The 21,017-nt window shown below is 61.3% G+C and carries 17 protein-coding genes and 1 pseudogene; 10 read left to right on the top strand and 8 right to left on the bottom strand.

Features of this window, described 5'->3' with window-relative positions; all coding sequences use genetic code 11:
- Positions 1–20: 20 nt before the first annotated feature.
- From HX851_RS40940 to HX851_RS40925, 4 genes are all read right to left on the bottom strand, one after another.
- Positions 21–1,619 carry an ABC transporter substrate-binding protein gene (locus HX851_RS40940; RefSeq protein ID WP_177063641.1) on the bottom strand — a complete coding sequence of 533 codons (1,599 nt, stop codon included), beginning with the start codon at positions 1,617–1,619 and terminating at the stop codon, positions 21–23.
- A gap of 297 nt (positions 1,620–1,916) precedes the next feature.
- The gene (locus HX851_RS40935) at positions 1,917–3,542 is read right to left on the bottom strand and encodes an ABC transporter substrate-binding protein (protein WP_177063640.1); all 1,626 of its coding nucleotides are present in this window, start codon (positions 3,540–3,542) and stop codon (positions 1,917–1,919) included.
- Positions 3,543–3,800: 258 nt separating this feature from the next.
- Complete coding sequence (locus HX851_RS40930) at positions 3,801–5,402, bottom strand: ABC transporter substrate-binding protein (protein WP_177065965.1); 1,602 nt, start codon at positions 5,400–5,402, stop codon at positions 3,801–3,803.
- A 226-nt stretch (positions 5,403–5,628) separates the two neighbouring features.
- Positions 5,629–6,339: an SIMPL domain-containing protein gene (locus HX851_RS40925; RefSeq protein ID WP_177065964.1), complete on the bottom strand. Its 711-nt coding sequence runs from the start codon at positions 6,337–6,339 to the stop codon at positions 5,629–5,631.
- Positions 6,340–6,545: 206 nt separating this feature from the next.
- On the opposite strand from HX851_RS40925, the gene HX851_RS40920 reads away from it, so the two are divergent.
- The 4 genes from HX851_RS40920 to HX851_RS40905 all read left to right on the top strand — a co-directional run bounded on the left by HX851_RS40920 (position 6,546) and on the right by HX851_RS40905 (position 11,014).
- The gene (locus HX851_RS40920; RefSeq protein ID WP_177063637.1) at positions 6,546–7,805 is read left to right on the top strand and encodes an ATP-binding protein; all 1,260 of its coding nucleotides are present in this window, start codon (positions 6,546–6,548) and stop codon (positions 7,803–7,805) included.
- On the top strand, positions 7,802–8,362 hold the full coding sequence (locus tag HX851_RS40915) for a response regulator transcription factor (protein ID WP_017123544.1): 561 nt from the start codon (positions 7,802–7,804) through the stop codon (positions 8,360–8,362). Before HX851_RS40920 ends, HX851_RS40915 begins: the two co-directional genes overlap by 4 nt.
- A 97-nt stretch (positions 8,363–8,459) precedes the next feature.
- Entirely contained in the window at positions 8,460–10,193 is a 1,734-nt protein-coding gene (locus HX851_RS40910) for an ABC transporter ATP-binding protein/permease (RefSeq protein ID WP_177063636.1), read from the top strand.
- Between the two features lie 71 nt (positions 10,194–10,264).
- Positions 10,265–11,014: a FadR/GntR family transcriptional regulator gene (locus HX851_RS40905; protein ID WP_177063654.1), complete on the top strand. Its 750-nt coding sequence runs from the start codon at positions 10,265–10,267 to the stop codon at positions 11,012–11,014.
- Between the two features lie 170 nt (positions 11,015–11,184).
- On the opposite strand, the gene HX851_RS40900 is transcribed toward HX851_RS40905, so the two are convergent.
- Together HX851_RS40900 and HX851_RS40895 are read right to left on the bottom strand one after the other, a co-directional pair.
- A complete protein-coding gene (locus HX851_RS40900; protein WP_177065963.1) occupies positions 11,185–11,373 on the bottom strand; it encodes a hypothetical protein in 189 nt (62 codons plus the stop codon).
- A 14-nt stretch (positions 11,374–11,387) separates the two neighbouring features.
- Positions 11,388–13,037 carry a phospholipase gene (locus HX851_RS40895; protein WP_177065962.1) on the bottom strand — a complete coding sequence of 550 codons (1,650 nt, stop codon included), beginning with the start codon at positions 13,035–13,037 and terminating at the stop codon, positions 11,388–11,390.
- 226 nt (positions 13,038–13,263) lie between these two features.
- Here HX851_RS40895 and kdgD point away from each other — a divergent pair, with 226 nt between their 5' ends.
- The 4 genes from kdgD to garD all read left to right on the top strand — a co-directional run bounded on the left by kdgD (position 13,264) and on the right by garD (position 18,713).
- Positions 13,264–14,175: a 5-dehydro-4-deoxyglucarate dehydratase gene (kdgD, locus tag HX851_RS40890; RefSeq protein WP_177063633.1), complete on the top strand. Its 912-nt coding sequence runs from the start codon at positions 13,264–13,266 to the stop codon at positions 14,173–14,175.
- A 58-nt stretch (positions 14,176–14,233) separates the two neighbouring features.
- Positions 14,234–15,679, top strand: a complete 1,446-nt coding sequence (locus HX851_RS40885) for an aldehyde dehydrogenase family protein (RefSeq protein WP_177063632.1) — start codon at positions 14,234–14,236, stop codon at positions 15,677–15,679.
- A 98-nt stretch (positions 15,680–15,777) separates the two neighbouring features.
- Positions 15,778–17,148, top strand: coding sequence for an MFS transporter (locus tag HX851_RS40880; protein ID WP_177063631.1), 1,371 nt, complete (start codon positions 15,778–15,780; stop codon positions 17,146–17,148).
- Positions 17,149–17,159: 11 nt separating this feature from the next.
- Positions 17,160–18,713, top strand: coding sequence for a galactarate dehydratase (gene garD / locus HX851_RS40875; RefSeq protein WP_177065961.1), 1,554 nt, complete (start codon positions 17,160–17,162; stop codon positions 18,711–18,713).
- Positions 18,714–18,896: 183 nt separating this feature from the next.
- Here garD and glsB read toward each other — a convergent pair whose 3' ends face one another.
- Entirely contained in the window at positions 18,897–19,805 is a 909-nt protein-coding gene (gene glsB, locus HX851_RS40870; protein WP_017123553.1) for a glutaminase B, read from the bottom strand.
- Between the two features lie 147 nt (positions 19,806–19,952).
- Here glsB and HX851_RS40865 point away from each other — a divergent pair, with 147 nt between their 5' ends.
- Both HX851_RS40865 and HX851_RS40860 read left to right on the top strand, forming a co-directional pair.
- Positions 19,953–20,447 (top strand): hypothetical protein, encoded by a 495-nt coding sequence (locus HX851_RS40865; protein WP_017123554.1) that lies wholly within the window; start codon positions 19,953–19,955, stop codon positions 20,445–20,447.
- A gap of 62 nt (positions 20,448–20,509) precedes the next feature.
- Entirely contained in the window at positions 20,510–20,797 is a 288-nt protein-coding gene (locus tag HX851_RS40860) for a PA4642 family protein (RefSeq protein WP_177063627.1), read from the top strand.
- On the opposite strand, the pseudogene HX851_RS40855 reads toward HX851_RS40860, so the two are convergent.
- A pseudogene (locus tag HX851_RS40855) lies at positions 20,778–21,017 on the bottom strand (hypothetical protein); the annotation flags it as partial. The gene HX851_RS40860 and the pseudogene HX851_RS40855 sit on opposite strands and share 20 nt — an antisense overlap.

Genomic DNA, 21,017 nt, shown 5'->3' with positions numbered 1-21,017 from the left:
TCCACGCGCTGGTCACGGTTTTATTGTTCGATACTGACGCCCGAGAACGAGTTACGGCCAAACGGGCTGACTTTGAAGTCCTGGACTCTGGCGCTCAGCGGCTGGTTGACCGTTGAATGGGCGATAGGCGTGATAGGCACCTGTTGCTTGAGCAACTGCTGGGCCTGTTTGTAGAGCGCCGTCCGCTCGTCGCGATCGGTGACGACCTTGGCTTGCTTGACCAGCTTGTCGTACTGCGGGTCACACCACATGGAGTAGTTGTTGCCGCCAATCGCGTCGCAGCTGTAGAGGGTACCAAGCCAGTTGTCCGGGTCGCCGTTGTCGCCGGTCCAGCCAATCAGGCTGATGTCATGCTCGCCGTTCTTGGTGCGCTTGAGGTATTCGCCCCATTCGTAGCTGACGATCTTCACCTTGAGTCCGATCTTCGCCCAGTCGGCCTGGAGCATTTCGGCCATCAGCTTGGCGTTGGGGTTGTACGGGCGCTGGACGGGCATGGCCCAGAGGGTGATTTCGGTGCCTTCCTTGACGCCGGCGGCCTTGAGCAATTCCTTGGCCTTTTGCGGATTGTAGGCGGTGTCCTTGATCGTCTCGTCGTAGGACCACTGGGTCGGTGGCATGGCGTTGACCGCCAGTTGGCCGGCGCCCTGGTAGACCGCATTGAGGATGCTCTGCTTGTTCACCGCCATGTCCAGGGCCTGGCGGACTTCGAGTTGGTCGAACGGCTTGTGGCGCACGTTGTAGGCAATGTAGCCGAGGTTGAAGCCGGGTTTTTCGATCACCTGCAGCTTGGCATCGCCCTTGAGCGCCTCGACATCGGCGGGGCGTGGATGCAACGTGACCTGGCATTCATTGCGCTTGAGCTTCTGCACCCGTACCGAAGCATCGGTGTTGATCGCGAAGATCAACTGGTCGAGCTTGACCTTGCTCGGGTCCCAGTAGTGCTTGTTGGCGGCGTAACGTATCTGCGTATCTTTCTGATAGCGCTGGAACACGTAGGGCCCGGTGCCGATCGGTTTCTGGTTGATGTCGCTGGGCTTGCCTTCCTTGAGCAACTGGCCGGCATATTCGGCGGACAGGATCGCGGCAAAGCTCATGGCGATGTTCTGGATGAACGCGGCATCGACGCTGTTGAGGGTCATGACCACGGTCAGCGGACCGGTCTTTTCGACCTTGGCGATATTCTTGTTCAGGCTCATCCCGTTGAAGTAGGGGAACTCCGTGGGGTAGGCCTTGCGAAACGGCTGCTCGGGATCGAGCATGCGATTGAAGGTGAACAGCACATCGTCGGCATTGAAATCGCGACTCGGCGTGAAGTACTTGGTGGTGTGGAACTTCACCCCTTCACGCAAATGGAAGGTATACACCAGGCCATCCGGCGAGATATCCCAACTTTTGGCCAGCGCCGGCGCGACGGTGGTCTCGCCCCGGACGAACTCCACCAGCCGGTTGTAGATCGGCTCGGCGGCGTCGTTGTCGGTGGCGGCGGTGTACTGCGCGGTGTCGAACCCGGCCGGGCTGCCCTCGGAGCAGAACACCAGGCTACCGGCAGCCTGGGCAAAAGAGGCGCCGGCCAGCAGGGCCGTGCCGATAAAAGCGGATAAAACGAAGGTATGGCGCATGACGATCCCAATCCATTTTTATTGTCATCGATGAGCAATTGCCATGTGCTGCTACATGGAAACATCACCGACTGATTCAGTAGGTACAGCAATGCCACTCGAACGCCTATCAGCGATGTCTCGACGTTATGACGCCAAGTCCTTGCCGTAAATGCGTAGAGCCTTAGAGAGTTGTAGGAAAAAACTGCGCTTCTGACTCGCTCTGCTGGAACCGGGAGCGGTCAGGTAATGGGCAATTCCTGCAATTCTGGCGAGTGATGCAAAGGCGACATCGTGCGATGCCGCCTTTGCAAGACCTTACTTGCTGACGCTGACGCCGTAGAAGGAGTTCAAGCCAAACGGGCTGATCTTGAAGTCTTTCACGGTAGCGCTCATGGGTTGGTACACCGTCGAGTGCGCGATAGGTGTATACGGGACGTCGTCCTTGAGGATGTGCTGGGCCTGCTTGTACAGCTCGGTGCGCTTGGCCTGGTCGGCAGTCGACTTGGCTTCTTTCATCAGTGCATCGTATTTCGGCGTGCAGTACTTCGAGAAGTTGTTGCCGTTGAGGGCATCACAACCGAACAGTACGTTCAGCCAGTTGTCCGGGTCACCGTTGTCACCGCTCCAGCCAATGATCATGGCTTGTTGCTCGCCACCCTTGGCACGCTTGAGGTATTCGCCCCACTCGTAGCTGACGATCTTCACGTTCAGGCCGATGTTCTTCCAGTCGGACTGGAGCATTTCGGCCATCAGCTTGGCGTTCGGGTTGTACGGACGCTGGACGGGCATGGCCCACAGCTTGATTTCCGTGCCTTCCTTGATGCCGGCTTCCTTGAGCAGCTGCTTGGCTTTCTCAGGGTCGTACTTGGCATCCTTGATGGTGGTGTCATAGGACCACTGGGTCGGCGGCATGGCGTTGACGGCCAACTGGCCGGCGCCCTGGTAGACCGATTCGATGATCTGCGGCTTGTTCACCGCCATGTCCAGCGCCTGGCGAACGCGCAGGTCGGCCAGCGGGTTGGCGGCAGTTTCGCCCTTGAGCACCGGCATCACGTTATAGGCGATGTAGCCCAGGTTGAAGCCGGCCTGGCTCGGCATCTGCAGTTTCGGGTCGGCCTTGAGCGGTGCAAGGTCGGCCGGACGCGGGTAGACGCTGACCTGGCATTCGTTTTTCTTCAGCTTCTGCATCCGCACCGAGGCGTCGGTGGTGATGGCGAAGATCAGGTTGTCGATCTTGACGTCTTCAGGCTTCCAGTAGTCCTTGTTCCCGGTGTAGCGGATGTTGGAGTCTTTCTGGTAGCTCTTGAACACGAACGGGCCGGTGCCGATCGGCTTCTGGTTGATGTCGCTGGCCTTGCCTTCCTTGAGCAGCTTGTCGGCGTACTCGGCGGACTGGATGGAGGCGAAGCTCATTGCCAGGTTCTGGATGAACGCGGCGTCAACGGTCTTCAGGGTGAACTTGACGGTATGGTCGTCAACTTTCTCCACCTTGGTGATGTTGCTGTCCATGCCCATGTCGGTGAAGTACGGGAATTCGGTCGGGTACGCCTTGCGGAACGGCATGTCCTTGTCGAGCATGCGGTTGAAGGTGAACAACACGTCGTCGGCGTTGAAGTTGCGGGTCGGCTTGAAGTAGTCGGTGGTGTGGAACTTCACCCCATCGCGCAGATGGAAGGTGTAAGTCAGGCCATCCGGCGAAATATCCCAGCTGGTCGCCAGGCCAGGAACCACGGCGGTGCCGCCGCGTTCAAACTGGCTGAGACGGTTGAAGACGGTTTCCGCGGAGGCGTCGAAGTCGGTTCCGGCGGTGTATTGGCCTGGGTCGAAACCGGCCGGGCTCCCTTCGGAGCAGTACACCAGGTTTGTCGCTGCGAGGGCGAACGGTGCAGATGCCAGGAGGCCTGCGCCAACTAAAAACGGAATGACTGCTTTTTTAAGCATGGTGGCCTCATGATTTGTTGTCATTTTTGGTTGTGAGGACGACCTCGTGAGTCGACCTGCGGATACTTATGCAGGCCCCATACCCAATGCAAGATGCAGAGACACCGCAAGCCTTAAACTGTGGCACGAACGTACACGAATGTCGCAATTGTGTAAGTTCTGACGCATTTAACCGTTTGCGGCTGGTTTTTTCGGTGCATATGGTGCACTGCAAGCAGGCGGCCGGGGCGTCTGGCGCACCCGGTTGGGGCGTGCGTGTTACTTATCGAGACTCACGCCGTAGAAGGGCGTCAGGCCGAAAGGACTGATCTTGAAGTCGCGCACTTCCTTGCGCAACGGCTGGAATACCGTCGAGTTGGCGATAGGCGTGATAGGGACCTGTTCCTTGAGGGTTTTCTGCGCCTGCTGGTAGAGTTTTACCCGCTCGTCGCGATTGCTCGCGAGCTTGGCCTTTTGCACCAGGCGGTCATAATCCGGATCGCACCATTTGGCGTAGTTGCTGCCTTTCACCGCGCCGCAGCTGTACAGCACGCCCAGCCAGTTGTCCGGATCGCCATTGTCCCCGGTCCAGCCATAGACCATTGCGTCATGCTCGCCGTTCTTGGCGCGCTTGATGTACTCGCCCCATTCGTAGCTGACGATATTGGCCTTGATCCCGACCTTGGCCCAGTCCTGCTGGATCATCTGCGCCGACATCCGTGCATTGGGGTTCGAGGCGCGCTGCACGGTCATGGCCCACAGGTCGATGCTGGTCCCGGGGGCGACACCCGCTTCCTTGAGCAGCGCCTTGGCCTTGGTCGGATCGTAGGGCGCGTCCTTGATGTTCGGGTCGAATGACCATTGCGCCGGCGGCAGGGCGTTTTGCGCCAGTTGCCCGGCGCCCTGGTAGACCGCCTTGATGATCGCCGGTTTGTCGATGGCCATGTCCAGCGCCTGGCGCACCTTGAGTTGATCCAGCGGCTTGTGGGTCACGTTGTAGGCCAGGAAGCCCAGGTTGAAGCCGGCCTGCTGGAGCACCCGCAGGTTCGGGTCCTGCTTCATGATCTCGATGTCCGCCGGACGCGGGTAGCCGCTGACCTGGCATTCACCGGCCTTGAGCTTCTGCAGGCGCGCGGCGGCGTCCGGGGTGATGGCGAAGACCAGGTTGTCGAGCTTCACGTCCTCGGGTTTCCAGTACGCCTTGTTGGCCACGTAGCGGATCTGCGAGTCCTTCTGGTAGCGCTTGAACACGAAGGGGCCGGTGCCCACCGGTTTCTGGTTGAGCTCTTCGGCCTTGCCTTCCTTGAGCAGCTTGTCAGCGTATTCGGCGGACTGGATGGAGGCGAAGCTCATGGCCAGGTTCTGGATGAATGCCGCATCGACCGTGTTCAGGTTGAAACGCACCGTGTGTTCGTCGAGTTTCTCGACGTTCTTGATGGTGGTATTGAGGCCCATGTCAGTGAAATACGGCGATTCCGAAGGGTAAGCCTTGCGGAACGGCTGGTTCGGGTCGAGCAGGCGATTGAAGGTGAACAGCACGTCGTCGGCGTTGAAATCGCGGGTCGGAGTGAAATAGTCGGTGGTGTGGAATGTCACTCCGCGACGCAGGTGGAAGGTGTAGACGAGGCCATCGGCGGCGACATCCCAACCCGTCGCCAGGCCGGGTTCGACTTCGGTGCCGCCGCGCTTGAACTGGGTCAGGCGGTTGAACACGGTTTCGGCCGAGGCGTCGAAATCGGTGCCGCTGGTGTACTGGCTGGGGTCGAAGCCGGCCGGGCTGGCTTCGGAACAGTAGACCAGGGTGTTCGCGGCCTGGGCCAGTGGTGCACAGGCCAGCAAGGCGGCTGCCAGTAGCAGTGGTTTGAAGACAATCTTTTCCATTGAAAGGCCTCGAAGGTGCGCGATAGAGCGGTAAGGGGACCGACTCTAGCACGCCGTACCGAGGCCTTGGTGCCCACGGTCAATGGGGGCGACTGAGAAAAATCGTTCTGGAAAACGCCACAAATCCTGTGGGAGCCCGGCTTGCCGGCGATGACGGCCGATCAGGCAATGCAAGGCTTTCGGGCCTCATCGCCGGCAAGCCGGCTCCTACACAGGAGGGCGTGTGTTATTGCTGGACCTCGATCACACCGTCGGCGTTCATGCTGACCTGGCTGGTGCCGGCTTCCACTTCCGGCGTCGGAGCGGAATCCATGGCGGCGGCTTTCATCATCATCGCGCCACGGGCGTAAGGCTGTGGATAACCATTGCTGTTGAGATTCAGGTTGATGATCTTGTAGCCCTTGCCGCCGAGGGCGTCGGTGGCCAGTTGGGCGCGGGCCTTGAAGGCGTTCACCGCCTCCTTGAGCAAGGCATCTTCGCTGGTCTTGCGGGCCGCGGTGGAGATGGAGAAGTTCATGCCGTCCATTTTCAGGGTCTGCATCAGGTCGCCGGTCAGCTTGGAAAGGGCGGCAAAATCGGCACTTTCCAGGCGCAACTCGGCGCGCTCACGCCAGCCGGTGATCTTCTGGCTCTTGTTGTCGTAGATCGGATAGCTGTTACGACTGCCCTGGCGCAGGGTCACGGCCTTCACTTCACGGGCCTCGCCGAGGGCCTTGTTCATGGTGGTGGTGATCTCGGCGGCGAGCTTGGCCGGATCGCTGTTCTGCGCCTCGGTGTAGAGAGTGACCGTCATCAGATCCCGCGCCACTTCCTGGCTGACTTCGGCCCGCAGGGAAATCTGGTTGTAGTGAAGCTCGTCGGCAGCCATTGCCGGCAGGCTGGCCAGGGTGGCGATGCTGAGGGCGAGCAGGGTGGCGCTGCGAGTGAACCGTTGCATAAAAACTCCTTGGGATACGGGACGCGCGTATCGCCGGGCGATACCGCGTGAAACCATAAGACTCTAGCTTTTATTAAGCAGTTCACCCAGTTACAACTTCTATACATATGCCATGAGCTGTGGCTGTTTGCCGCAGTTCTGCCTGCCGGGCGTCCAGCTTGGTTATACTCGTGGCGATCCGCCTGGAGCGCTCATCAGGAGAGCTCATGCTCGCCCCCTTTCCATTGCTGTCCGCGACTCGCCAGAACCTGTGGCGCCTGAGCTTTATCCGCATCCTGGTGCTGGCCGCGCAAGCCGGTTCGGTCGGTATCGCCTACTGGTTCGAGCTGCTGCCGCTGCCCTGGCTGCAACTTTGGACCACGTTGGGTTGCTCCATGGTGCTCTGTGCTTTCACGGTGGTGCGCCTGCGGACCACCTGGCCGGTCACTGAACTCGAATACGCCGTACAGCTGGCCTGCGACCTGTTTATCCACAGCGCCCTGCTGTATTTCTCCGGCGGCTCGACCAACCCGTTCGTCTCCTATTACCTGGTACCCCTGACCATTGCCGCGGTGACCTTGCCCTGGCGCTTTTCGGTGGTCCTCTCCGGCGTTGCGCTGGTCTTGTACACCTTGCTGCTGGTGCAGTTCTACCCGCTGGAGACGTTCCCGATCTCCCGGGAAAAGCTGCAGATCTATGGCATGTGGCTGAGTTTTGCCCTGGCCGCCGCGGTGATCACCTTTTTCGCCGCGAAGATGGCCGAGGAATTGCGCCGCCAGGAAGCGTTGCGCGCGCTGCGGCGTGAAGAAGGCCTGCGTGACCAGCAACTGCTGGCCGTGGCGACCCAGGCCGCCGGCGCCGCCCATGAACTGGGCACACCCCTGGCGACCATGAGCGTGTTGCTCAAGGAAATGCGCCAGGACCATCCGGACCCGTTGCTCCAGGACGACCTGAGCGTGCTCCAGGACCAGGTCAAGCTGTGCAAGGAAACCCTGCAGCAACTGGTGCGGGCCGCCGAGGCCAATCGCCGGCTGGCGGTGGAGATGCAGGACGTCACGATCTGGCTCGACGAAGCGCTGAACCGCTGGCACCTGATGCGCCCGGAAGCCAGTTATCGCTTCCAGCGCCTGGGGCAGGGCGAGGTACCGCGCCTGGCGCCGCCGCCGGACTTGACCCAGGCCCTGCTCAACCTGTTGAACAACGCTGCCGATGCCTGCCCCGAAGGCCTGGAAGTACGACTCGATTGGGATGAGGAAAACCTCACCATCAGTATTCGCGACCACGGCGCCGGTGTGCCGCTGGCCATCGCCGAGCAGATCGGCAAACCCTTCTTTACCACCAAGGGCAAAGGCTTCGGCCTGGGCCTGTTCTTGAGCAAGGCCAGCGTGACACGCGCCGGCGGCTCGGTGAAACTCTACAGTCATGAGGAAGGTGGCACGCTCACCGAGCTGCGCCTGCCCCGTGTCGCCCGAGGAGACGAAGCATGAATGACGAGATCCAGGTCGAAGGCGAAGAACTGCCGCATCTGTTGCTGGTGGACGACGACGCCACCTTTACCCGCGTGATGGCGCGGGCCATGAGCCGGCGCGGTTTTCGCGTCAGCACCGCCGGTTCCGCCGAAGAGGGCCTGATCCTGGCCCAGCAGGACCTGCCGGACTACGCCGCGCTGGACCTGAAGATGGACGGTGACTCCGGCCTGGTGCTGCTGCCCAAGCTGCTTGAGCTTGATCCGGAGATGCGCGTGCTGATCCTCACGGGCTATTCGAGCATCGCCACGGCGGTGGAGGCGATCAAGCGCGGCGCCTGCAACTACCTGTGCAAGCCGGCGGACGCCGACGATGTGCTGGCCGCCTTGCTCTCCGAGCACGCCGACCTCGATACCCTGGTGCCGGAAAACCCGATGTCGGTGGACCGCCTGCAATGGGAGCATATCCAGCGTGTGCTGACCGAGCATGAGGGCAATATCTCCGCCACGGCCCGCGCCCTGGGCATGCATCGGCGCACCTTGCAGCGCAAATTGCAGAAGCGGCCGGTGCGGCGCTGAACCGGCGCTGAACGAATCCTTCTCAAGCTGCGCTATCGCGCGTGCGAATCATCTATGATCGGTTGGTGAATTTTCTTACGCTAACCGAGCCTGAAGAATGACTGAGAAGAACGCCGAGTATTCCGCGGTCAACGATGCCGTGCAGGGACAGTTTTTCCGCCGGGTCTGGCAAATGACAACGCCCTACTGGCGTAGTGAAGAGAAGGGCAAGGCCTGGCTGTTGTTGCTGGCGGTGATCGGTCTTTCGCTGTTCAGCGTGGCGATTTCGGTCTGGATCAACAGTTGGTACAAGGACTTCTACGACGCCTTGCAGCAGAAGGACGAGACGGCCTTCTGGCGGCTGATCCTCTACTTCGGCGGCATTGCCGCCGTGGCGATCCTCGGCGCGGTCTACCGGTTGTACCTGACCCAGATGCTGACGATCCGTTGGCGTAACTGGCTGACCGAGCAACATTTCAAGCGCTGGCTCGGTCACAAGAACTACTACCAGCTGGAGCAGGGCGGCTACACCGACAACCCTGACCAGCGGATTTCCGAAGACCTCAATACCTTCACCTCCAACACCTTGAGCCTGGGGCTGGGGCTGATCCGTACCGTGGTCAGCCTGGTGTCGTTCTCGATCATCCTGTGGGGTGTTTCAGGCAGTATCGAAGTCTTTGGCATCACCATTCCCGGCTACATGTTCTGGTGCGCCTTGCTCTATGCGGCGGTGGGCAGTTGGCTGACTCATCTGATCGGGCATCGCCTGATCGGCCTGAACAACCAGCAACAACGTTTCGAAGCCGATCTGCGTTTCTCCATGATCCGGGTTCGCGAGAACGCCGAAAGCATTGCCTTGTTCAATGGTGAGCCGAACGAGAACCAACGCTTGAGTGCGCGTTTCGGCAAGGTCTGGCACAACTTCTGGGACATCATGCGCGTTTCCAAGCGCCTGACGTTTTTCACTGCGGGCTACGGTCAGATCGCGATAATCTTTCCCTTTATCGTCGCCGCTCCGCGCTACTTCGCCGGCAAGATCCAGCTGGGCGAACTGATGCAGATCAACTCTGCGTTTGGCAACGTGCAGGAAAATTTCAGTTGGTTCATCACGGCCTATTCGGATCTGGCCGCGTGGCGTGCGACTTGCGATCGTCTGTTGAGCTTCCGCCAGGCCATGAGCGACAACGAGGATCATGTCCGCACCATCGATGTGCAGAGCGTCGGCGACGAACTGAAGGTGCAGAATCTCAGTCTCGACCTGAACAATGACCGTCATCTCTTGAGCAGCGCCGACATGACCGTCGCGGCAGGTGAACGCCTGATGCTTGCCGGCCGGTCCGGCAGCGGTAAAAGCACCTTGTTCCGTGCCATGGGCAATCTCTGGCTCGATGGTCATGGAAGCATTCGCCTACCCGCGCGGCGCTACCTGTTCTTGCCGCAGAAACCCTATCTGCCCATTGGCAGCCTGCGTGAGGCGATGAGTTATCCACAGGCGGGCGATACCTATGCGCAAGAACGTTATGTCCATGTGCTGGAAACCTGCCGTTTGCAACACCTGATCCCGCGCCTGGACGAGAGCAACCACTGGCAACGCATGCTGTCTCCGGGCGAGCAGCAGCGCCTGGCCTTCGCCCGTGCCTTGTTGTATGCGCCGCAATGGCTGTTCATGGATGAGGCGACCTCGGCCATGGATGAAGAGGACGAAGCCGATCTCTACGGGGCTCTGATCGAACAGCTTCCGGGTATCGGGATCGTCAGCGTCGGCCATCGCAGCAGTCTGAACAAACTCCATACCCGGCATCTGCGCATCGAACGGGGACACCTGGTGCCTCAGCAACCGGTCAGTGCATAGTCAACTGTGATCGTACAACCCGGTTGAGCTATGATGCTGGCTCAGCCGTTCAGCCGAGATAGATGTTCGATATGGAAAACCAGAGCGCCGCGCTTCGCGCACCTCGCAAGCGCCGCAGTCTTGCCCAGGAGTTGGTCACGGTCCTGACCGAGCAGATCCGTGATGGTCAACTCAAGCGCGGCGACAAGCTGCCTACCGAGTCGGCGATCATGGACGCCCACGGAGTCAGCCGCACGGTGGTCCGTGAGGCGATTTCCCGCCTGCAGGCGGCGGGGCAGGTGGAAACCCGCCACGGAATCGGCACGTTTGTGCTGGATACACCCAGCCCGAGCGGTTTTCGCATCGACCCGGCGACCGTGGTGACCTTGCGTGATGTGCTGGCGATCCTCGAGTTGCGTATCAGCCTGGAAGTCGAGTCGGCCGGTTTGGCGGCACAGCGGCGTTCGCCCGAACAGCTGGCGGCGATGCGCGCGGCACTGGATGCGTTGAATGAAAGCGCGGCCCATGCCAGTGATGCGGTGGCCTCGGATTTCCAGTTCCACCTGCAGATTGCCCTGTCCACCGGCAATCGCTATTTCACCGATATCATGACCCACCTGGGCACCAGCATCATTCCGCGTACGCGGCTGAATTCGGCGCGCCTGGCCCATGATGACCAGCAGCACTACATGAACCGGCTGGGACGCGAGCACGAAGAGATCTATGAAGCGATCGCCCGCCAGGATTCCGATGCGGCGCGGGCAGCGATGCGCCTGCACCTGACCAACAGCCGCGAGCGTCTGCGCCAGGCCCATGAAGAGGCCGAGGCGCAGCGGGGCTAATCAGCCCAGGCTCTGAAAGTTTGCCCCGAAGCTTTTGGCGGTCTCAATGGCCTCTTCGCGAGCAAACCCGGCTCCTACAGTTTGGTGTCGTGCACAAAACCAGTGATCGACTTCATTTTGCAGGAGCAGGGCTTGCTCGCGAAGAACGATAACGCGGTATTCCTGGCGGGCTAACGCTTCAGGATCGTGCGATCCACACGCACCGCCCATTTCGCGGCTTTCACCTGCACATCAAATACCACTCTGCCCTGTGCATCCGCCGTCGTGCGGGCAATCGCCACGCCGTCGGCCAGCAGCTCCAGCGGCATATCCTTGAGCGACTGGCCGGAAGCCAGTTCGAGTTTTACGGTAAAGGTCATGGTTGGTTTCCCTGTCACTGGTGGTTATCGATAAAGGTCGTGGCCTGGCCGTCGAGCGTGCCGATCAACTCGGGCGAACCGCCACGGAACTGGCGGAACACATTGCGACCACTGGCTCCCGTTGACGCATCCACCGGTACTGTCAGGGTCGGCTGGAAGCGATCGGTCAGTTCGGCATAGGCCGTCCATGGGCCGATATAGGACTCGTCCAACCCATGGGTGTAGCTGAAGGCATACCGCACGGCATGGCCCGGCAGCCAGTTGGGTGCGCTGGGCGTACGGCTCTGCCAGCCATCGGCCCTGATCGTCGGTGCCACGCCCGGTGGATTGAGGTAGCCGGCGGGTTTGTTCGGCTTGTAGTCCTGGAGCAACAGGTAGGTGCTCCAACCCCACCAGCTATCGCTTTGGCTGCGGTCGTTGAGGTTGTTGACGTCGTTGCGGCGCATCACCGTCTTGCCCTTGAGGGCGAACAGCGGGGCGAAATTCAGGCCGTCCTGGCTGTTCCCGAACTTCGCCAGGTCCGGTACCGAACGCAATGCGGCATAGGCTTGCGGTGGTACGACGACACCGCTGAGAAAGGTGGCGAACACTTCATCCACCGATTGCTGGACCGCCTGCTTGACCTGCAGCCGGTTGCTGTTGTCGAGGGTGTCGAAATAACGCTTGTCGCCGTAGCAATTCCAGCGGTCGCCGCGGGCGTTGCTGACTTTCAGGCCGTATTGGCTGTCCTCGTCGTGCATGACGCGGGAAATCAACGAGCCCACGTCGCTGGGGGTGACGCTGTCGGCCAGTTGCTTGCGCGGCACGCGCAAATGGCCGGCGGAAAACAGGTCGGTGAGGAAGTGGTCGGCAAAGGCGTTCATCGCGTAGGCCTGCTCCAGGTCCTGGTCGAGACCGCTCTGGCGGGCGACAACGGCCTGTTGCAAGGCGGCGGCATGCCCGGCCTGGTAAGCCAGCGAGGCCCATTCGCCAAAATGGTCCCAGTTGCTGGCGGCCAGTTTCAGGTAGCGTCCCAGGGGGAACAGCGGCGAGGCAAAACTGCCGCCGCCCGTGATTTTGTTCCACTCACCCGAGAGGGTATCGCCCAGTTCGTCGTAGGCTTCGTGCGGCTGGCGGCCATCGCGGATCGCCTGGTTGGCCGAGGTGATTTCGGTCTGCATCACCTGCAGGATCTTCTGTGCTTCTTCTCGCGAAGCCGGGAGTACCGCCAGTGAGTTGAACGCTGCGGTGAAACGCGCCTGACGTTCCGCCGGGGTGCCGCCGTCGGCGATCGGGCGGTCGGGGATACCGTAGAAGTCACCGCCCAGGGCGATGACCTGGCCGTAGGTCAGGGCCAGGCCATTGCTCAGGTGCAACTCGACCTGCCAGGCCGCAATAGCCGGCGCGTCCTTGGCAAAGCGCAGCAGCGTGCTGTCGCCGATGGCGGTGTGTTCGCCGCCTTCGAAACGCGCCTGCGGCGAACCTTTGGAGGTCGCCCCCGGCGTCATCGGCAGATGTTCGGGCCGATGGTACTTGAGGGTGTGATGCCCCTCGGCGAGCAGGACGATGGCCGTACCATCTCCCGGGATCGTAATGCCCTGTTCACTGAAAAGACTGTCCAGCCCGGCAATGAGTTTGCCGTCGTGCAGCAGGATTTCCTGCCGTGTACGTTCAATTCCTGACATTTCTAGCTCCTTGATATGTCGGATGTTTCGCTTAAAATAACTGTATATATATACAGTTAAAATCGAGCATAGATGAAAACTTTCCTACGTCAAGGATGGAAATCTCTGTGAGTCGTCTTGAGCGATACCTGTTGACCTTTGTTATTTAAGTTGTACGATGACGTACGACATCAGCAAGGCTGACCCGTCTCTTTCATCACAACGTGCTTTCCAGGGTGTTCGAATAATGAATCCACAAGAACTGAAGTCCATCCTCTCTTCCGGACTGCTGTCTTTCCCGGTCACCGATTTCAATGCCCAGGGCGACTTCCACCGCGCTGGTTATGTCAAACGCCTGGAGTGGCTGGCCCCGTACGGCGCCACCGCGCTGTTCGCCGCCGGTGGCACCGGTGAGTTCTTCTCCCTGGCCGCCCGTGAATATTCCGAAGTGGTGAAAACCGCCGTCGACACCTGTGCCGGTAGCGTGCCGATCCTGGCCGGTGTCGGCGGTGCCACCCGCCAGGCCATCGAATACGCCCAGGAAGCCGAACGCCTGGGGGCCAAGGGCCTGCTGCTGCTGCCGCACTATCTGACCGAAGCGAGCCAGGAAGGGGTCGCGGCCCATGTCGAGGCCGTGTGCAAGTCGGTGAAGATCGGCGTGGTGGTCTACAACCGCAACGTCTGCCGCCTGACCGCGCCGTTGCTGGAGCGTCTGGCCGAACGTTGCCCGAACCTGATCGGCTACAAGGATGGCCTGGGCGATATCGAGCTGATGGTGTCGATTCGTCGTCGTCTCGGCGATCGTTTCAGCTACCTGGGCGGCCTGCCGACCGCCGAAGTCTATGCCGCGGCCTACAAGGCCCTGGGCGTGCCGGTCTACTCCTCGGCGGTGTTCAACTTCATCCCGAAAACCGCGATGGACTTCTACAACGCCATTGCCCGTGAAGATCATGCCACCGTCGGCAAGATCATCGATGACTTCTTCCTGCCGTACCTGGACATCCGCAACCGCCGCGCCGGCTATGCCGTGAGCATCGTCAAGGCCGGGGCGAAGATCGTCGGCTACGACGCCGGTCCTGTGCGCACCCCGCTGACCGACCTGTTGCCGGACGAGTACGAAGCCCTGGCCGCGCTGATCGACAAGCAAGGCGCGCAGTAACAACGCATGCACCAGGCCGCTGAGCGATCAGCGGCTTTTTCGGTCCTGGAGGTTTTTCGTGGCACAAGCAAAGCATTTCGATAATTACATCGGCGGTGAATGGGTCGCCGGTGCCGAGTATTCGGCCAATATCAATCCGTCCGATCTGTCCGATGTCATCGGCGAGTACGCCAAGGCCGACCTGGCCCAGGTGCAGTCGGCGATCGATGCAGCGCGCGCGGCGTTTCCCGCCTGGTCCACCTCGGGTATCCAGGCGCGCAGCGATGCGCTGGACAAGGTCGGCTCGGAAATCCTCGCCCGCCGCGAAGAGCTCGGCAACCTGCTGGCCCGGGAGGAGGGCAAGACCTTGCCGGAAGCCATCGGTGAAGTGTCCCGTGCCGGTAACATCTTCAAGTTCTTCGCCGGCGAATGCCTGCGCCTGTCGGGCGATTACCTGCCGTCGGTACGTCCGGGGGTGAATGTCGAAGTGACCCGCGAGGCGCTCGGCGTGGTCGGCCTGATCACGCCGTGGAACTTCCCCATCGCGATTCCCGCCTGGAAGATCGCCCCGGCCCTGGCCTACGGTAACTGCGTGGTGCTCAAGCCCGCCGAACTGGTACCGGGTTGTGCCTGGGCCCTGGCGGAAATCATTTCCCGCGCCGGCTTCCCGGCCGGGGTCTTCAACCTGGTGATGGGCAGCGGCCGGCTGGTCGGCGATGCCATGGTCAACAGCCCGAAGGTCGATGGCATCAGCTTCACCGGTTCCGTCGGCGTCGGCCGGCAGATCGCCGTCAACTGCGTGTCGCGCCAGGCCAAGGTACAACTGGAGATGGGCGGCAAGAACCCGCAAATCATCCTCGATGACGCCGACCTCAAGCAGGCCGTCGAGCTGGCGGTGCAGAGTGCGTTCTACTCCACCGGCCAGCGTTGCACGGCGTCCAGCCGGTTGATCGTCACCGCCGGGATCCACGACAAATTCGTCGAGGCCATGGCCGAGCGCATGCGTTCGATCAAGGTCGGGCACGCGCTCAAGAGCGGTACCGACATTGGTCCGGTGGTGTCCCAGGCACAACTGGAGCAGGATCTGAGCTACATCGGCATCGGCCAGTCCGAAGGTGCGCGGCTGGTGTCCGGCGGCGACCTGGTGATCTGCGATACCCAGGGCTACTTCCTGGCACCGACGCTGTTTGCCGACAGCGAAGCCTCGATGCGTATCAGTCGCGAAGAGATCTTCGGCCCGGTGGCCAATATCGTCCGCGTGGCGGATTACGACGCGGCGCTGGCGATGGCCAACGATACTGAATTCGGCTTGTCCGCCGGTATCGCCACCACCTCGCTGAAGTACGCCAACCACTTCAAGCGCCACTCCCAGGCCGGGATGGTGATGGTCAACCTGCCGACGGCGGGCGTGGATTATCACGTGCCGTTCGGCGGACGCAAGGGATCGTCCTATGGTTCACGCGAGCAGGGTCGCTACGCGCAGGAGTTCTACACGGTCGTGAAGACCAGCTACATCGGTTCGTAACGCGCTTTACCCGCACGGGGCCCTTGCCTGAGGCCCCGCGCGGTACATCCCGGAATGTTTTACCCGCGTAAAAAAATAAAGAGTGGGAGTACATCTACATGCAAGCGACCAAGCAGACTCACGTCCGCTATTTGATCCTGCTCATGCTGTTCCTGGTGACCACGATCAACTACGCCGACCGGGCCACCATCGCCATTGCCGGCTCCAGCCTGCAGAAAAGCCTCGGCATCGACGCCGTCACCCTCGGTTACATCTTCTCCGCCTTCGGCTGGGCCTATGTGCTCGGGCAGATCCCCGGCGGCTGGTTACTGGACCGCTTCGGCTCGAAGAAGGTCTATGCCCTGAGCATCTTCACCTGGTCACTGTTCACTGTGCTGCAAGGCTATGTCGGCGAATTCGGCGTCTCCACCGCCGTGGTTGCGCTGTTCATGCTGCGCTTCCTGGTGGGCCTGGCCGAAGCGCCGTCCTTTCCCGGCAACGCACGCATCGTCGCCGCCTGGTTCCCCACCGCCGAACGCGGCACGGCCTCGGCGATCTTCAACTCGGCGCAATACTTCGCCACGGTGTTGTTCGCGCCGCTGATGGGCTGGATCGTCTACACCTTCGGCTGGCAGCACGTGTTCGTGGTGATGGGCGGTGTCGGCATCCTGTTCTCGCTGATCTGGCTGAAAGTTATCCACAGCCCGCGCCAGCATCCGCTGATCAACCAGGCCGAGTTCAACCATATCGCCGAAAACGGCGGCATGGTCGACATGGACCAGGACAAGGGCAAAGGCGCCGGCAATGGTCCGAAGTGGGACTATGTCCGCCAGTTGCTGACCAACCGCATGATGCTCGGTGTCTACCTGGGCCAGTACTGCATCAACGGTATCACCTACTTCTTCCTGACCTGGTTCCCGGTGTACCTGGTGCAGGAGCGTGGCATGACCATTCTCAAGGCCGGTTTCATCGCCTCGCTGCCGGCGATCTGCGGCTTTATCGGCGGGGTGCTCGGCGGGATCATCTCCGATTACCTGCTGCGCAAGGGCCACTCCCTGACGTTCGCCCGCAAGGCACCGATCATCGGCGGGTTGCTGCTGTCGACCACGATCGTCGCCTGCAACTATGTCGATATCGAATGGATGGTGGTGGGTTTCATGGCCCTGGCGTTCTTCGGCAAGGGCGTCGGCGCCCTGGGCTGGGCGGTGGTGTCCGATACGTCGCCGAAACAGATCGCCGGTCTCAGCGGTGGCCTGTTCAATATGTTCGGTAACATCGCTTCCATCACCACGCCTATCGTCATCGGCTACATCATCAGTTCCACCGGCTCCTTCAAGTGGGCGCTGGTGTTCGTCGGCGCCAATGCGCTGGTGGCGGTGATCAGTTACCTGGTGATCGTCGGTCAGATCAAGCGTGTCGAACTGCGCGAGCCGCCTGCCGGCCCGAAGCGCGATGAACAACCCCGGCACCTGTCCCAAGCGCATTCCTGAGGAGCGGCTTCATGCAGTTGATTGAACATTCCGACTCGCCGCGCTCTATCCGCCTGCATCCGCGGGATAACGTGGTGATCGTGGTCAATGACCAGGGCGTACCGGCCGGCACCGCTTTCGCCGACGGCCTGGTGACCGTCGAGCACATTCCCCAGAGCCACAAGGTGACACTGGTTGATATCGCCGAAGGTGGCGAAGTGATTCGCTACGGCCAGACCATCGGCTACGCCTTGCAAGCGATTCCACGCGGCAGTTGGGTCAAGGAAGACCAGTTGCGCATGCCGACCGCACCGCCGCTGGACAGCCTGCCCCTGTCCACCGACGTGCCGCCGGCCCAGGCGCCGCTGGAAGGTTTTACCTTCGAGGGTTATCGCAATGCGGACGGTACCGTCGGTACGCGCAATATCCTCGGTATCACCACTACCGTGCAGTGTGTGACCGGTGTGCTGGATCATGCGGTCAAGCGCATCAAGGATGAGCTGCTGCCCAGATACCCCCATGTCGATGACGTGGTGGCGCTGACCCACAGCTACGGTTGTGGCGTGGCGATCACGGCGACCGATGCCTATATCCCGATCCGTACCGTGCGCAACCTGGCGCGCAACCCGAACCTGGGCGGTGAGGCGCTGGTGATCAGCCTGGGCTGCGAGAAGTTGCAGGCCGGGCAAGTGATGCATGAGGGCGACAGTTCGGTGGACCTGAGCGAGCCCTGGCTCTATCGCCTTCAGGATTCGAGCCATGGCTTCACCGAGATGATCGAGCAGATCATGGAACTGGCCGAAACCCGCCTGAAGAAGCTCGACCAGCGTCGACGGGAAACCGTGCCGGCGTCGGAACTGATCCTCGGCATGCAGTGCGGCGGCAGCGATGCGTTTTCCGGGATTACCGCCAACCCGGCGTTGGGCTATGCCTCCGACCTGCTGCTGCGGGCCGGGGCGACGGTGATGTTTTCCGAAGTCACCGAAGTGCGCGATGCCATCTACCTGCTGACCTCACGGGCGCAAAGCCTGTCGGTGGCCGAGGACCTGGTGCGCGAGATGGATTGGTACGACCGTTACCTGGCCAAGGGCGAGGCTGATCGCAGCGCCAATACCACGCCAGGGAACAAGAAGGGTGGCTTGTCGAATATCGTCGAGAAGTCCTTGGGTTCGATCGTCAAGTCCGGCAGCAGCGCGATCAATGGCGTGCTCGGCCCGGGCGAGCGCTTTACCCGCAAGGGCCTGATCTTCTGTGCAACGCCGGCCAGTGATTTTGTCTGCGGCACCTTGCAACTGGCGGCCGGGATGAACCTGCATGTGTTCACCACCGGGCGTGGCACGCCCTATGGCCTGGCGATGGCGCCGGTGGTCAAGGTGTCGACCCGGACCGAACTGGCGCAGCGCTGGCCAGACCTGATCGATATCGATGCCGGACGTATCGCCACCGGGCGGGCGACCATCGAGGAGCTGGGCTGGGAGCTGTTCCATTACTACCTGGATGTTGCCAGCGGCAAGCAGCAGACCTGGGCCGAGCGGCACAAGCTGCATAACGACATCACCTTGTTCAACCCCGCACCGATTACCTGAGTCTTCGATTGATCGTTCCCACGCTCCGCGTGGGAACGATCATCCTGTGGGAGCCGGCTTGCTGGCGATAGCGGTGTATCAGGCGACAACAATGTCGACTGCCCGATCGCAATCGCCAGCAAGCCGGCTCCCACAGGGGCGTGTTGGCCGGAGTGTCTGCAAACAATCAGGGCTTGCGCTGTTTCAGAACACCGACCAGCCAATCCGCTGGCTCAGTAGTTCCAGCGCGGCCATGCCCACCAGTGAGTTGCCGGCGGCATTCAGTTCCGGGGCCCAGACGCACACGGTAAAGCGTCCCGGCACCACCGCGACAATCCCTCCACCCACGCCACTCTTGCCCGGCAGACCGACCCGATAGGCGAAGTTGCCCGCTTCGTCGTACAGCCCGCTGGTGGCCATGATCGAGTTGACCTGCTGGGTCTGGCGCGGTGTCAGGATCTGCTCGCCGCTGTGTTTGCAGAAACCGTCGTTGGCCAGGAAACAGAAAGCCCGCGCCAGGTCGATGCAGTTCATGCGCAGTGCGCAGTGACTGAAATAGCTGCGCAGCACCGCTTCCACATCGTTGTGAAAGTTGCCGAACGACTGCATCAGGTAGGCCATGGCCGCGTTGCGCGCGCGGTGCTGGTATTCCGACTCGGCCACCTTGCCGTCGACCATTACCTGCATATTGCCGGACAGCCGCCGGACGAAGTCGCGCATCGACAGCGCCGGGGCGGCGAACCGCGACTGATTGATATCGCAGATCACCAGTGCGCCGGCGTTGATGAACGGATTGCGCGGTCGCCCGCGTTCGAATTCCAGCTGCACCAGCGAGTTGAACGGCTGCCCCGAGGGCTCGTGGCCGAGGCGCTCCCAGATGGCCTCGCCGGAATGGTTGATCGCCTGGACCAGGCTGAACACCTTGGAAATACTCTGGATCGAGAAGGGCGTCTGCGCATCGCCGGCGTAGAATACCTCGCCGTCGTTGCTGTACACGGCAACACCCAGTTGATTGCCCGGCACATCGGCCAGCGCCGGGATGTAATTGGCCACCTTGCCCTGGCCGATCAGCGGCCGGACTTCATCGAGGATCTCGTTCAACAGCGCTTGCATGCTCGGGCTCGCAGTCACTTCCCGCAGGGTTGCAGGACTACATGCTGCTAGACGCCGGGCAGGGGATCGGGAGCACAGTTTTTGTTGTCGAAGAAGCGTCGCGGGTCTCTGTGCTAGAGTGCCCGGCCATGCGTTCTGGAGCCTGTCATGACCCTTTCGATGCGTAGCGCCGTGACCTTGTTGATGCTCGCCGGCCTGCCCCTGGCGGCCGAAGCCGCGCCGGGCGCGCCCATGCACGGGCAGTATCTGCCGCCGGACGACCTGTCGCTGCGTGGCGAGGAGCCCGAGCAACAGCAACTGCTGCAAGTCACCGAGTATTCGGTGGTGGTCGGCAACCAGCGCCAGTCCAACCAGCAGCCGATTCCGGTCACCTCGCCATTGCTGTTGCGCCTCAAGGGCAAGCCCCTGAGCAAGGGGGCCACCATCAGCCAGGTGCTGATCAGCTTCGACGGCGAAAGCAAAAGCCTGAAAAAACCGATGTTCGACGAGCAGAGCAAGACCCTCAACCTGTATTACCCGCTGACCCAGTACCGGGTGGTCATGGACCTGCTGCGCAACGACACGGTGTATTGCCAGTTCCTCACCTACGCCAACGGCCATATCTGGGCCGACCTGCATACCGGATCAGTTCGTACTCGTTGAGAGCGGAGCAGATGCGGGGGTAAACTGCCCGCCCCGTGTAATGTCTGTGGCTGGAGCCGGTAATGCGCAAAGATAAGAAACAGGTGATTGGTGACGAGATCGGCGACGCGCAGATCAAGTTGTTCCTCGACTTCGAGCCGATCGATGCGACTTCGCCGTCCCTGCACAAGCTGATCAAGGCCTATCGTGGCCTGCGGATCGACGATTTCGAGCGTTTCCTGGTGTTCTTCAAGGAAGCCGGTTATGACCTCGACGGCAAGGACGAGCATGGCCAGGACTTCGTGACCCTGATCCAGGACCAGCGCAACGCCCCCGACTATATCGAGCTGATCAACAAGGCTCGCGGCTGATAGCCGTTTTCCAGGCACCGCGTAGCCTGTAGGAGCCGGGCTTGCCCGCGAAGCTTTTGGCGGCTTCAAGGGCCTCATCGCTGGCAAGCCAGCTCCTACAGGGGCTCGGGTCGTCGCGATATTTTGCGGTGGAACGCAAACTTGTAGGAGCCGGCTTGCCGGCGATGGCGTCCGGATAGACGCTGCAAGGCCTGAGGGCCTCATCGCTGGCAAGCCAGGC

It is taken from the genome of Pseudomonas gingeri (assembly GCF_013385635.1).
Taxonomy (GTDB): Bacteria; Pseudomonadota; Gammaproteobacteria; order Pseudomonadales; family Pseudomonadaceae; genus Aquipseudomonas; species Aquipseudomonas gingeri_A.
This window is presented reverse-complemented; position numbering and strand designations above follow the sequence as displayed.